Origin of the sequence: Acinetobacter sp. WCHA39 (assembly GCF_002165385.1) — a bacterium.
GTDB lineage: Bacteria > Pseudomonadota > Gammaproteobacteria > Pseudomonadales > Moraxellaceae > Acinetobacter.
The window spans coordinates 1-13648 of sequence record NZ_NHRP01000051.1 but is presented as its reverse complement, the minus strand read 5'-3'; the positions used below and the strand labels follow the sequence as shown (position 1 = coordinate 13648).

Below are 13648 nucleotides of genomic sequence, written 5' to 3'. Positions count from 1 at the left end.
TCATATTCGTCGTCAGAAAACAAGTATTATGCCATTATTTCAATGAGTTATCTTTTTTTGTCGTGTACAGAGAAATATTCATTTAAATAGCTAAATACTTTATCGAACTCAACTTGAGTATAATTTTCTAGAAATACCAACTTCGTACCCTGCTTGGTTTCTATCGCATTAAACGTTTTTAACAAAAATGGCACCATGGCAGAGCTTTCTGAGAAATGAATCCACTGTAGATAATCGACATAGGTAGGTTCATCCATATCTGGTGCTAAATGCGGCGCAAGTTGCTGAATTAATAACTCAACGATTGCGCCTGACTCTGCAATAACTTTGCCATCCCATTCCAATACTGGAGATTTCCCTAAAGGGTGAATGGTTTTTAAAGAGTCAGGGGCCAAATGCGTGCTTGAGTCACGATAATAGCGTTTCAGCTCATAGGGCTGCTTGATTTCTTCAAGTAACCACAAAATGCGAAAAGAGCGTGATTGATCTAAATGATGTAGTGTAATCATGATAATTCCTAAATTTTTACAACGACTTTGCCAAAGTTTTCGCCTTTCAACATACCATTGAAAGCATTGATCGTGTTATCTAAACCTTGCACCATATACTCTTTATATTTGATTTTCCCGTCTTTCAACCATTCAGACATTTGCTGATAGAATTCCGGATACTGACTGCCATAATCATCAAAAATAATAAAACCTTGCATGCGAATACGCTTTTTTAAAAGGGTGGAAATAAAGCCCGGTAAACGGTCTGGCCCTTGTGCTTGCTCGGTAGCGTTATACTGGGAAACCACACCACACACCGGTACACGTGCCGCAGAGTTAAGCAATGGCCATACCGCATCAAACACTTTACCCCCTACATTCTCATAATAAATATCAATACCGTTGGGAGCTGCTTGTTGTAATTGTTCTGCAAAATTTTCATCATGATGATTGATACAAGCATCGAAGCCGAGTTCTTCTACTGCATAACGACATTTTTCAGCACCACCTGCGATGCCAACCACGCGACAACCTTTAAGTTTGCCAATCTGTCCAACCGTAGCACCAACAGGTCCGGTTGCAGCTGCAACGACTAAAGTTTCACCGGCTTTAGGCTGACCAATGTCCAACAACCCCATATAAGCAGTAAATCCTGGCATTCCCAAAATACCCAATGCCCAAGATGGATGTTCAGGTTGCATACCTAAGCTTTGACATGCAGTCCCATTAGAAATTGCGTAGCCCTGCCAGCCATTTCCTGAAAGAACCCACTCGCCTTCTTTGAATTTTGGGTTTTTAGATGCCACCACTTGACTGACTGTTCCACCGACCATCACTTCGCCAATTTCAACCGGTGCTGCATATGAAGGAGCATCACTCATGCGACCACGCATATAAGGATCGAGTGACAAGTAAATGGTTTTTAACAATATCTCGCCTTGTTTAAGTTCATTGAGTTCAACTTGTTCAATACGAAAATCGCTGTGTTTTGGCTCACCCACTGGCCGTTTAGCTAAAACGATGCGTTGATTAATAACTGTTTTCACACATATAACTCCATGTTTTATTTAGAAGTATTTCTCTTCATAATTAAAAATTGAGATTAAAATTTCTTTACATCCATTGTAGATGAGTTATAATAAAAAACAATACGACTGGTCTATTTTTTACAATAGAGTAAATAATTAATATGAAGCCTACTCCTATTAAAAAGTCTGAAGCGAAACGCTTACACATTCTTAACACCAGTTCAGACCTGATTTTGCATAAAGGTTTTACTGGCGTAGGATTACAGGAAATTTTACAGAGCTGTGAAATCCCTAAAGGCTCGTTTTATCATTATTTCCAATCTAAGGAAGCTTTCGGATGTGAATTGGTACAGCATTATGTAGACAATTACCAAGTCCGTTTAAATGATGTATGGCGTAGCGATAAATCCCCTTATCAAAAGCTGATTGAGTATTTTAATTTATGGATAGAAGATCCTGAAACACAGTGTGGTTGGGCGGATAGCTGTTTAATTGTGAAACTTGCCGCAGAAGTTGCCGATCTATCTGAAGATATGCGCTCGATTATGTCCGCTGGCGTCGATGATGTAATCGAACGGATTGCTGCTTTAATTGATTTGGGAAAACAGGATCAGTCTATCCAAGCAGATACTGAGGCCTCGACGTTGGCACAAGTACTTTACCAAATGTGGTTAGGTGCAGCATTACTGAGTAAGTTGCAAAAAGATAAAACACCATTACATCAAGCTCTGAGAGCAACTAAATTTCTATTAAAAAGTGAAGATTCATAAAAATTAAATTAAAAAATACCCATCCTTCCTGTATATAGAAAAATAAAGGAAGGAAAGCTATTCACTCAGGCCCCTCACCATTAAGTGAGGGTTATTTTGCTTATTGAGCCAGTTGCTCAGAGTCAGAAATTTATTCACTACTAAGCACCACAACAGGCACTAGCTACTCCTTATTTAACAATTCAAGGAGTGCACTGGCGGTTGCAGCAGAAGAAGCAGGATTTTGTCCAGTAATGAGTAAGCCATCTACTTGGACATACACTTGCCAGTCACCCGCTTTAGAATAATGACCACCTTTTTCTTTGAGCATATCTTCGACTAAAAACGGTACAACTTCGGTCAATCCTACCGCTTCTTCTTCAGTATTGCTAAAACCTGTCACAGATTTACCGCTGACCAAAGGCTTGCCATCACTGGTTTTTACATGACGAAGAACACCTGGGGCGTGACAAACTGTCGCAACAGGTTTTCCTGACTCAATCGCTTGTTCAATCAGAGCAATTGAAATCGGATCTTCTGCTAAATCCCACAATGGGCCATGCCCGCCTGGATAAAACACTGCATCATAATCAGCGATAGAAATTTCGCTAAGTTTATGGGTCTGTGCCAATGCTTGCATTGCCACGGGATCTGCTTCAAAGCGATGCGTGGTTTCAGTTTGTGCTTCTGCTAAATTACTTTTTGGGTCTAGCGGTGGCTGCCCACCTTGAGGCGACGCTAGGGTAACTTCAACACCCGCATCAATAAAGGTGTAATACGGCGCCGCAAGTTCTTCTAACCAAAAACCTGTTTTCTTACCAGTATTGCCGAGTTGATCATGTGAGGTTAAAACGATTAAAATTTTCATGTTATTTCTCCGATAATTTTCAGGATTGAGGAGCATTGTTGCATGATCACTTGCCGTGTGGCGTGAGCATGCCAGATCAGCTTATTTAGATGCTCGTCGTGAGAATTTCACGACTGATCTCTAATGAAACATTTTTATGTTCGCCTAGCTGTGTAAGATTGTGTGATTTAAGTTGCGTAATGATGATCTCAATATCTGTCTCCCCCAGTCCATAATCGCTAAGACGAGTCGGCAATCCAAGTTGCTCAAAGAAGGCTCGAGTACGAGCAATAGCAGTATCAATACGTTGTTCTTCATCACCTTCGACAATCTGCCAGACTCGAGCTGCATACTGTAGTAATTTTTCTCGCTTCTCTTGACGACGCACTTGTAGATTGGCCGGCAACACAATGGCTAAGGTACGAGCATGATCAATACCATGTAAAGCCGTGAGCTCATGCCCAATCAAATGGGTTGACCAATCTTGTGGTACACCAGCTCCAATTAGCCCATTCAGTGCCATGCTAGCAGCCCACATCAAATTCGCACGCGTGTCATAATCTGCTGAATCGTCCAAGATTTTCGGTCCAATCTCAATCAGAGTTTGCAATAGACCTTCGGCAAAACGATCTTGTACTTGTGCATTCACAGGGTAAGTTAAGTACTGTTCCATGACATGAACAAATGCATCGACCACGCCATTTGCTAACTGGCGCGTCGGCAAGCTAAAAGTTTTATTCGGATCCAGTACGGAAAATTGCGGAAAAACATAGGGGCTGCTAAATGACAATTTGGCTTGGGTCGATTTTCTGGTGACTACCCCACCGCTATTCATTTCTGAACCAGTTGCCGGAAGGGTGAGTACACTCGCAAAAGGCAAAGCTTGAGTAATCTTAGTACCATGAGTTTCTAAAATCTCCCATGTATCCCCTGTATAATTGACTGCTGCTGCAATAAATTTAGTACCATCAATTACCGATCCACCACCGACAGCCATCAAGAAATCAATCTTTTGTTCTCGAATCAGCTCTACAGCTTTCATGAGGGTTTCGTAACTCGGATTCGGCTCAATTCTGCCAAATTCATGAATTTCTCTTGCACCTAATGCTTCACGTACCTCAGCTAAAGTACCATTCTTACGTGCACTTTCACCGCCAAACAATATTAATACTTTTGCTTCTGTAGGCACATAGTCATTGATTTTAGCTATTGTATCGCCACCAAAAATAATGCGGGTCGGATTATAAAAGTTAAAATTCAGCATTTTTTTATCCTAGGATGATCAGCTAATTGATTTGAAAAACCACCGTTATTCATCAAATAAACTTTAAAAAATTGGACAACACTGCGGCTTTTGACTGCACCATGTGCTAACTATACATAAAAATAGACCAGTCGTCTATTTTTTTAAAATTATTTTAGCTTGTCAACTTGAGTGATGGTTAAACACATACAGGCTTGTTCTATACCACTTTGATTATTGATGTATTTTCACGAGCGATTGTTGGATGGAAGGTATCAACACGTATGACTACTGACATGGTCGTGAACGCATTGGCCGAAACAGTGAATGGCTCATACAAAATAGCAATGATTAAAATTTTTAAAAGCAGATTGGCACGGTTTAGGAGATATACAAATGCGACAGTAAATTAGATAGATTGGTTCAATATAAAGCATGTAAATAGTTACATTCGTTTATTTACCCTGCCCTGTTTTGGATATTGACCCATTTAAATGATGGGATTAAACCAATAAATAAAGTAGCCCAACTTGAATAAAAGCCTCTGACAAACCTCACAGGGTTGAAGTGCTGCCTTTCATTCAAAATTTCAGGCAGCACCCTCATACATTTAAACGTCGGTTTAACCTGGTAGTTTACTCGCCAAAACATCTACTTTTTCAATAGACGGTGGCTCTGAAAATAGCTCTTCGGCCTGAGCCATCAACGCAGCTGCAACCTTGCCAGATAAATGTGCTTGGCGACCCGCCTCATCAGGAAATGCATCAAAAATACCAAATGTTGTAGGTCCAAGACGTAGGCCAAACCACGCAACTGTCGCAGGTTCTTCCATTACAATAGGTAAACCGCCTTTAAGGAAAGCTTCCACTTCGTCTTCTTTACCTGGTTTAGCTTCAAGACGGACATATAAAGCTGTTTTAAGCATGACTAAAACTCCATTATTGATTAAAATTAAAACTCATTCTGACATTGCTAATGTATGCATGTCAGAAAGTTTTGTTGTACAAAGGTTAAAAACAATTTTCCATAGCTGAGCCAAAATCTGTTTTTCATTTCGACATAATGCTATGAATTTATTCAAGTTAATATCATTAACATTTGAATCAAAAAATATTGCTCAAGTAGCATTCAAGAACAACATGTACATCCTTATAACTATGAAAGTTATTTAGCTAGGAATTTGCTGTGAAACTCTATATGTTTCTCTATAAAGCTCGCAATGAAGTAATAGCTATGGTCATACCCTTCTCTTAGGTTAAGTGTAAGAGGATATTCTTGTTCCAAACAAATATCACTAAGAAGCTTAGGCCTTAACTGTTCTTCAAGAAAATCATCAGCTGTTCCCTGATCGACTAAAATAGGTAAATGAACTTCAGCGTTTTTGATTAATTCAATCGCATCATAGCTTTTCCATAAAGTTTCATTTTCACCTAGGTAGTGTGTAAAAGCCTTTTTCCCCCAAGGTACTTGGCTAGGTGCAACAATGGGTGCAAAAGCAGAAATACTTTTATAAAGCTCAGGATTTTTTAACCCAATGACTAATGCACCATGACCACCCATGCTATGCCCCATAATGCTTTGGACTTGGTTGGTCGGAAAATTCAGGTCAATCAGATTTCTAAGTTCTTCCACAATATAATCATACATTTTGAAATGCTGTGACCAGGGTGCTTGTGTTGCATTCACATAGAATCCTGCGCCTTGGCCTAAATCATAATCTGCATGATCTGGTACATCCTCTCCACGTGGGCTGGTATCTGGTGCAACAATAATGACTTTATGTTCAGCCGCATACTTTTGTGCTCCGGCTTTAGTAATAAAGTTCTGTTCGTTGCAAGTCAGTCCTGATAACCAATATAAAACTGGCAACCGCTCATCTTTATCATGCGGTGGCAGATATATTGAGAATTTCATTGAACAGTTTAATGCTGTTGACTGATGGCGATACACTTCTTGCGATCCACCAAAAGAAGCATGTTTCTCAATTATTTCCATAATCAATTACCTATGTTGAGCAAGACTTCATGAGAAATCCAGTAAACAAAGAGTCCGACATTCTCCACAGAGAATAGTGATTAAGATTTAAAATGTAGGCAGGTATGTTGAACCTATACACGATGCCTACACAGATAGATCGGTTTTACAGATAATGTGCCGTTTTAGAGGATTCCATGCATGTCATTCATGATGCACATGCATGGAGAACTATAAGGTCTGACGCAATTATTCGTAATGAATTACAGTACGAATTGACTTACCTTCATGCATTAGATCAAAGGCTTCATTGATCTGATCCAAGCCCATCGTATGTGTCACAAATGGTTCTAATTGAATTTTGCCTTTCATGGCATCTTCAACCATTCCTGGAAGTTGCGTACGACCTTTTACGCCACCAAAGGCAGAACCTAGCCATTTACGACCAGTAACCAGTTGGAATGGACGGGTAGAGATTTCCTGACCTGCGCCAGCTACACCAATAATTACGGATTGTCCCCAGCCACGGTGTGCACTTTCAAGAGCTGCACGCATCACATTCACGTTGCCAATACATTCAAATGAATGATCTACACCCCAACCAGTCATTTCGACAATGACTTGCTGGATTGGTTTGTCGTAGTCTTTAGGGTTTAGGAAGTCCGTTGCACCAAACTCTTTTGCCAGCGCAAATTTATCTGGATTCATGTCAACCACAATAATACGTCCTGCTTTAGCTTGACGTGCGGCTTGTACGACTGCCAGACCAATACCACCTAAACCAAAGACCGCAACACTATCACCTTCTTGTACTTTAGCCGTGTTGTGTACTGCACCGATACCCGTTGTGACACCACAACCCAGTAAGCAGACATGTTCGTGATTGGCTTCAGGATTGATTTTAGCCAATGATACTTCTGCCACTACCGTGTATTCACTGAACGTTGAGCAGCCCATATAGTGGTAAATCGGTTGACCATTGTAGGAAAAACGAGTGGTACCATCTGGCATTACGCCTCTACCTTGAGTTTCGCGAACGGAAATACACAAGTTCGATTTTCCAGATTTACAGAATACGCACTCGCCACATTCAGCAGTGTATAGTGGAATTACATGATCACCTGGTTTGACGCTAGTCACGCCTTCACCAACCTCAACGACAACACCAGCACCTTCATGCCCGAGAATAGCGGGAAAAACACCTTCAGGATCATCGCCAGATAAAGTAAATGCGTCTGTATGACACACACCGGTATGGGAGATCTTGATTAATACTTCACCTTTCTTCGGTGGTGCAACATCAACTTCAACAATTTGAAGAGGTTGACCAGGACCAAACGCAACAGCAGCACGTGACTTCATGGAATAATTCCTTATACAGATCTATTTTAAATATGATTTTAGAATCTTGGCGATTTCAGCCAATTCTTCTTTTCGTTGTTGCTCTGTGGTTTCACCTGATACTAAAGTGTCCTTTAAATGAACCTCTAACATCTCATTCATTAAACCATTAATAGCACCACGCACAGAGCATATTTGTTGCAGAATTGCACCACATTCCACATTGTCTTCTAACGCTTTTTCAATCGCTTGCGTCTGACCTTTGATCCTTCTGACGCGTAGAAGAATCTTTTTTTTGTCTTCAACCTGATTAGGCATCAGACCTCCTTATTTGCTAGCTTTTATACTATAGTACCCCATAGTATAAAAAAAGCAATATTTTTTTAAATCGAAAATCAAAAAGCTCTTTAGCGAAAATTTTCTATCCCTGTTTTTAGTTTTTTTTAAATTAACATCGTAGAGCTGATGCTAAAGTCACAAAGAATGGGACTTTTAGCTCCCATTTTTTTATTTTGGTTCATGTTCTTTGCGATGCTGTGACCTTTTAGAATTATGTTTCAAATTTTAGCCACTTTGTAGATATTTTGAACGTTTCAAGCCTTGAAAATACTACAGACAGTTTAGATTAAACTGCCTTTACAGACCGTACTAGAATATTTTTAGTGAGCAGATGATATTTATTATTCATTATTTAGGAATTATCAAATCCTATAAATATCATTTATTGGATTAATTTACTTTGGTACTGTCCATATCATCCCCCAGTTAAGAATAAGGAACAACTATGAATCAGATGATGAATGCGCTTATCCTAGAAAATTTTGGTGATCATGAATTTAAACGTGTAGAACTGCCTATACCTCAACCAGAGGTTGGGCAAGTTCTAGTACGTGTTCATGCTAGTGGTGTAAACCCTATTGATTATAAAATTCGTCTTGGTGAAGCACCATATGCTATGCCAGAGCTTCCTGCCGTGTTGGGAACAGATATGGCTGGGGTCGTAACTGCTGTTGGTGAAGGTGTCACCCACTTCAACGTCGGAGATGAAGTTTACGGTCTGATTGGTGGCGTTCGTGGTCTTCAAGGATCTTTAGCAGAATATGTTGTAGCAGATGCTGATCTGATCGTATTAAAGCCACGGAATATCTCTATGCGCGAGGCAGCAGTACTACCATTGACGTTCCTCACCGCTTGGGAAGGTTTAGTGGATAATGCGAAGGTCCAACCAGGGCAAACTGTACTGGTTCAAGGTGGTGCTGGTGGCGTTGGTTATATGGTGGTTCAGCTTGCAAAAGCACTGGATGCAAATGTTTGGGCGACTGGTCGTACAGCTGATCAATCACTGATTTCAGAACTCGGTGCAACACCTCTCGATTACACAACAGCATCTTCCGATGACATTATTGCTGCAAGCCCTGAGGGTCAAGGTTTTAACATTGTTTACGACACTGTGGGTGGTCCAGTACTCGAAGCTTCACTTTCCATGACAACTTACTATGGCCACATTACCAGCTGTGCTGCATTTGGTAATCATAATTTAGCGAGTTCATCTCTACGGTGTGCCACAGTGTCTGGCGTATTCGTCCTAATGCCGATGTTAACAGGCAATCGCCGTGCTCATCATGGTGATATCCTTAAGATCGCGACTCGTCTCGTTGAGGAAGGTAAACTGCGTCCTATTGTTGATCCTCGTCATTTTACTCTAGACCAAGCGATTGAGGCTCATGATGCTGTGCAAGATCGCTCTGCCAATATTAAGGTCGTGATTGATGTCATTTAACGCACTTCAGGCCAAGACTTGGCGCTTCAATAGTATTGGAGATACAGATGTTCTGACATTAGAAACACTTCCTGTTGCTTTACCAGCAGCAGGAGAAGTTCTAATCCAGATGAAAACGATCGGACTCAACCGGGCTGATGTAATGTTTCGGCGTGGTAATTATATTCAAAAGGCAGTATTCCCTTCTCGTCTCGGATATGAAGGAGCAGGCATAGTTCTGGCAATAGGTGAAGGTGTACGCCAATTTTCTCCAGGAGATGCAGTATCGATTCTTCCGACTGACAATCTAGCCAAATATGGGACATATGCGGACAAGCTTCTGATTCCAGAAACTTTTTTAGTTCACAAACCTGATAGTTTAAGCTGGGAAGAAGCTTCTTCAATCTGGATGCAGTATTTGACGGCTTGGGGTGGTGTAATCCATGCTGGTGGAGTTTCGAAAGGCAAAACGATCTTGATCACAGCAGCTTCAAGTAGCGTAGGACTAGCTGCGATACAGATAGCTGAAGCAGCGGGTGCTAAGGTCATTGCAAGTACACAGACGATAGAGAAAAAGCAACGTTTACTGGATCTCGGTGTTAAAAATGTTATAGCCAGTGAAGATGAACCAGATTTGTATAAGGCGCTTGTTTTACGTTTAGGTGGAGAATATCTTGATGTCGCCTTTGATGCTGTAGGAGGGCCACATATTGAACAGATTGCAAAAGCGATGTCTGTGGGAGGAACTATGGTTATGCATGGTGCACTTAGCCCGGAGATCACACCATTCCCCCTAAAAATTGCATTACGCAAGAGCTTAACTATGCGAGGTTTTTTGTTCCTTGAGGTTCTCCATGACCCTGTTCTAAGGGAGCAAGCCAGACGATTTATTCTGAGCAGTATAGGTGCAGGATATCTTCGTCCAGTGATCGACTGTTGCTTTAACTTTGAGGACATGCATGACGCTCAGCGCTATCTTGAATCAAATCAGCAAATAGGAAAAATTGTAGTTACTCTAGGGCGTGTTGAACATTCGCAAATAGGCACTGCTGATTGCTAAAATTGTTCCAGACAAGGCACAAAGCGACGATAATGCAGATGCCTTAGCGAGATTTGTAACGCAGTATGGGGCAATTTTAGCATCAGCCCGCAGGGACAGGACTCTTTTTTGCCGCTTCATCGTTAAAAATAAGCGCTTAGAATGACTAAACTTATTATTTTTAACATCGAATCGCCTAAAAAATAGTCGCTGTCAGTGCCATGGTCGAATGTTCAACACGCCCTAGATACATGATGGTCTTATCTAATTCAGGTTTCTATACGGCCCAGCACTTCCACTAAGTAATCAAACAATGCTCGGATTCGCAAAGGTGTCGGGCCCCGCTGTGGACGATATAAATACAGGCGCCAAACGGGAGAGGTTTCCTCATGAAGTATCTGAATGAGCTTACCACTCCTAAGCCACGGCAAAACTAGAAATCCAGGCATGTGTCCGAATCCAACTCCAGCGAGAATAGCTTGAAATTCAGCTTCTAGATCATCTGTAATAAAACGAGGCTTTGATGGCGTGAAGCTTCGACTTTCGGTGAATGTCCATGGCCAGTAACGCCCTGTTTTATGATCGAATAGTGCTGTTAGAGGGTATTTATCAAGGTCAATAATTTTTTTGGGCATTCCAACCTTATCAATTAACTCTGGCGTACCCACAGAATAAAAGTTCACTTTAGCCAATTCCCTTGCCACATATCGATTGTCCGGCAAAAATCCAAATCTGATCCCGATATCTATCCGCTCATCGATCACATCCGAGTGTGAATCTGTTAGCACACAATCCACGACAATATCTGGATAACGTGTGGCAAATTCTGCTAGTGCAGGTACGACCAATTTACGCCCTAACACAGACGACACAGTAACACGGACAGTCCCACGCATTTCATCTCGTTTTTCCTTGGTGTCTTTTACAAACAAAGCATCAATGGATCCCACCGCAAAACGTGCTTGCTTTGCCAAACGCTCACCATCAGCGGTAATTTTAATTTGTCGAGTACTCCTGTAAAACAGAATCTCCCCACGCTGCTCTTCTAGCTCCTTTACTGCCCGTGTCACTAGCTGCGGAGAAATACCCAGCTGAGTGGCTGCCTCTTTAAAATTTCGAGACTCTGCTGCCACACAAAAGATACGCATCATTTCCAATTTGTTCTGCATGTCCAATCCTGTGTAATGGCAATTATTCCGTAAATAGGAATTCTGAAAGATAATATTATTCATTTATTATACCTAACAAGGCTGTAATACTTAACCCATCAAATATGATTGACAGATAGGTTGAAGGTTACTTGTATGAATAATATAGAAAATAAAGTTATTGTTATCACAGGTGCAAGTAGTGGTTTAGGTGAAGCTACTGCTCGCTTACTTGCTAAAAAAGGTGCAAAGGTTGTACTTGGTGCTAGACGTACTGAAAAATTAGAGGCTATTGTTCACGACATTCGTGCTGAAGGTGGTCAAGCTGAATTTATTGGTATGGATATAACCAAACCACAGGAAGTACAAGCACTTATTGAAAAGGCATTAAGCGCATTTGGTCAAATCGATGTATTGGTAAACAATGCTGGATTAATGTCTATTGCACCATTAAGTGAGCTAAAAGTTGATGAATGGGATCGTATGATCGACATTAATATTAAAGGTGTTCTTTATGGTATAGCAGCTACCCTACCTGTTTTCCAAAAACAAAACTTTGGACACTTTATTAATCTCGCATCTGTTGCAGGGATAAAAGTATTTAGTCCGGGAGGTACTGTTTATAGCGGTACTAAGTTTGCTGTAAGAGCCATCTCAGAAGGACTTCGTCATGAAGTTGGGGGAACAATTAGAACGACTACTATTGAGCCTGGTGCGGTTGAGTCAGAACTAAAATTCGGTTCTTCTCATAAAGAAAGTTCAGAGTTTGTTACCGATTTCTACAAACAAGCCATACCAGCTGACTCAGTCGCTCGAGCAATTGCTTATGCAATTGAACAGCCTGCGGATGTAGATATTAATGAAATTGTTTTACGCCCAACGAGCCAAGAGTTTTAATAATTGAATAACAAAAAATGGGAGCACCTCGCTCCCATTTTTACTATATTTTTAAAGTTAAGGACAAATCTATGAAAGCCGTATCGTATGTTATCAATCACCATGATGATTTTAAAAATTCATTGGTAGATATTGAAAAAGCAAAGCCTACGCTTAAGGAGCGTGATGTACTGGTAAAAGTTCAGGCAATCTCTGTGAATCCAGTTGATACCAAAGTGAGAAAAAATTCGTCTGAAGCAAATAATCGTATTTTAGGTTGGGATGCCGTTGGGGAAATTATCGAAGTTGGCTCAAAAGTTACCTCGTTTAAAGTAGGAGATTCTGTTTGGTATGCTGGCGATTTAACCCGAGATGGTAGTAATGCTGAGTTTCAAGCAGTCGATGAACGAATTATCAGTCTTAAACCCATTACAGTATCTAATGCAGAAGCAGCAGCATTGCCATTAACTGCTATCACGGCATGGGAAATGCTGTTTGATCGGTTTCAAATTTCAGAAACAGAAGTTGGCAGTATTCTAATTATTGGTGGTGCAGGCGGTGTAGGATCAATCGCTATTCAACTCCTAAAAGCAAAAACCAATCTGACCGTTATAGCAACAGCTTCACGTGAAGAAACGAAATCTTGGGTGGAATCACTTGGTGCCGACCATGTCATTGATCATAGCAAAGATTTAAATGCACAAATCGAGACACTAGGCATTGAAAAACCAAAGTATGTATTCTCTACAAATTATACAGAAACATATATCAAGCAAATAGTTTCTCTGATTGCACCACAAGGCAAGCTTGGATTGATCGATGATCCACAAACATTTGATATTATGCCGTTTAAGACTAAATCTATTTCTATCCATTGGGAGTTGATGTTCACCCGTTCAATGTATGAAACCGATGATATTGAAAAACAAGGTGATCTATTGCAACAGGTTGCTCAATTAGTTGACCAGCAAAAAATTAGAAGTACCCTCAACCAAAATCTAGGCAAAATTAACGCTGCAAACTTGGAGAAGGCGCATAAGTTGCTTGAATCAGGTAAGTCAAAAGGCAAAATTGTACTAGGGTCTGTTGAGAATTACCGAGAGTTAATTAAACTCGCGCACAATTGAATCATGGCTTCAAAACTCGTATCTGT

General features: G+C 40.7%; 13 protein-coding genes and 2 pseudogenes. 6 read left to right on the top strand and 9 right to left on the bottom strand.

Annotation, left to right across the window (positions count from 1 at the left end; translation table 11 throughout):
- Positions 1–74: 74 nt before the first annotated feature.
- Positions 75–509, bottom strand: a pseudogene (locus tag CDG56_RS15825) (glutathione S-transferase); the annotation flags it as partial.
- 8 nt (positions 510–517) lie between these two features.
- A complete protein-coding gene (locus CDG56_RS15820; protein WP_087548393.1) occupies positions 518–1537 on the bottom strand; it encodes an NADP-dependent oxidoreductase in 1020 nt (339 codons plus the stop codon).
- 143 nt (positions 1538–1680) lie between these two features.
- Here CDG56_RS15820 and CDG56_RS15815 point away from each other — a divergent pair, with 143 nt between their 5' ends.
- Positions 1681–2289: a TetR/AcrR family transcriptional regulator gene (locus tag CDG56_RS15815; protein ID WP_087548392.1), complete on the top strand. Its 609-nt coding sequence runs from the start codon at positions 1681–1683 to the stop codon at positions 2287–2289.
- A gap of 163 nt (positions 2290–2452) precedes the next feature.
- On the opposite strand, the gene CDG56_RS15810 is transcribed toward CDG56_RS15815, so the two are convergent.
- Together CDG56_RS15810 and CDG56_RS15805 are read right to left on the bottom strand one after the other, a co-directional pair.
- Complete coding sequence (locus CDG56_RS15810) at positions 2453–3136, bottom strand: type 1 glutamine amidotransferase domain-containing protein (RefSeq protein WP_087540810.1); 684 nt, start codon at positions 3134–3136, stop codon at positions 2453–2455.
- An 85-nt stretch (positions 3137–3221) separates the two neighbouring features.
- Entirely contained in the window at positions 3222–4379 is a 1158-nt protein-coding gene (locus tag CDG56_RS15805; protein ID WP_087548391.1) for an iron-containing alcohol dehydrogenase, read from the bottom strand.
- Between the two features lie 182 nt (positions 4380–4561).
- Between CDG56_RS15805 and CDG56_RS17615 the strand changes: the two are divergent.
- Positions 4562–4896 (top strand): annotated as a pseudogene (locus CDG56_RS17615) (IS3 family transposase); the annotation flags it as partial.
- Positions 4897–4980: 84 nt separating this feature from the next.
- Here the strand turns inward: CDG56_RS17615 and CDG56_RS15795 are convergent.
- The 4 genes from CDG56_RS15795 to CDG56_RS15780 all read right to left on the bottom strand — a co-directional run bounded on the left by CDG56_RS15795 (position 4981) and on the right by CDG56_RS15780 (position 7991).
- On the bottom strand, positions 4981–5283 hold the full coding sequence (locus CDG56_RS15795) for a putative quinol monooxygenase (protein ID WP_087548390.1): 303 nt from the start codon (positions 5281–5283) through the stop codon (positions 4981–4983).
- 239 nt (positions 5284–5522) lie between these two features.
- On the bottom strand, positions 5523–6353 hold the full coding sequence (gene fghA / locus CDG56_RS15790) for an S-formylglutathione hydrolase (RefSeq protein ID WP_004961440.1): 831 nt from the start codon (positions 6351–6353) through the stop codon (positions 5523–5525).
- Between the two features lie 228 nt (positions 6354–6581).
- Complete coding sequence (locus tag CDG56_RS15785) at positions 6582–7694, bottom strand: S-(hydroxymethyl)glutathione dehydrogenase/class III alcohol dehydrogenase (RefSeq protein WP_000842149.1); 1113 nt, start codon at positions 7692–7694, stop codon at positions 6582–6584.
- Between the two features lie 21 nt (positions 7695–7715).
- Complete coding sequence (locus CDG56_RS15780; protein WP_001133625.1) at positions 7716–7991, bottom strand: metal/formaldehyde-sensitive transcriptional repressor; 276 nt, start codon at positions 7989–7991, stop codon at positions 7716–7718.
- Positions 7992–8457: 466 nt separating this feature from the next.
- Here CDG56_RS15780 and CDG56_RS15775 point away from each other — a divergent pair, with 466 nt between their 5' ends.
- Both CDG56_RS15775 and CDG56_RS15770 read left to right on the top strand, forming a co-directional pair.
- Positions 8458–9453, top strand: a complete 996-nt coding sequence (locus CDG56_RS15775) for a zinc-dependent alcohol dehydrogenase family protein (RefSeq protein WP_087548389.1) — start codon at positions 8458–8460, stop codon at positions 9451–9453.
- A complete protein-coding gene (locus tag CDG56_RS15770; protein ID WP_087548388.1) occupies positions 9443–10492 on the top strand; it encodes a zinc-dependent alcohol dehydrogenase family protein in 1050 nt (349 codons plus the stop codon). Before CDG56_RS15775 ends, CDG56_RS15770 begins: the two co-directional genes overlap by 11 nt.
- A 248-nt stretch (positions 10493–10740) precedes the next feature.
- Here the strand turns inward: CDG56_RS15770 and CDG56_RS15765 are convergent, their stop codons facing one another.
- Positions 10741–11640, bottom strand: a complete 900-nt coding sequence (locus tag CDG56_RS15765) for a LysR family transcriptional regulator (protein WP_087548387.1) — start codon at positions 11638–11640, stop codon at positions 10741–10743.
- Between the two features lie 135 nt (positions 11641–11775).
- Here CDG56_RS15765 and CDG56_RS15760 point away from each other — a divergent pair, with 135 nt between their 5' ends.
- Together CDG56_RS15760 and CDG56_RS15755 are read left to right on the top strand one after the other, a co-directional pair.
- The gene (locus tag CDG56_RS15760; RefSeq protein WP_001059479.1) at positions 11776–12516 is read left to right on the top strand and encodes an SDR family oxidoreductase; all 741 of its coding nucleotides are present in this window, start codon (positions 11776–11778) and stop codon (positions 12514–12516) included.
- Positions 12517–12587: 71 nt separating this feature from the next.
- Entirely contained in the window at positions 12588–13622 is a 1035-nt protein-coding gene (locus CDG56_RS15755; RefSeq protein WP_087548386.1) for a zinc-binding alcohol dehydrogenase family protein, read from the top strand.
- Positions 13623–13648 lie beyond the last annotated feature (26 nt).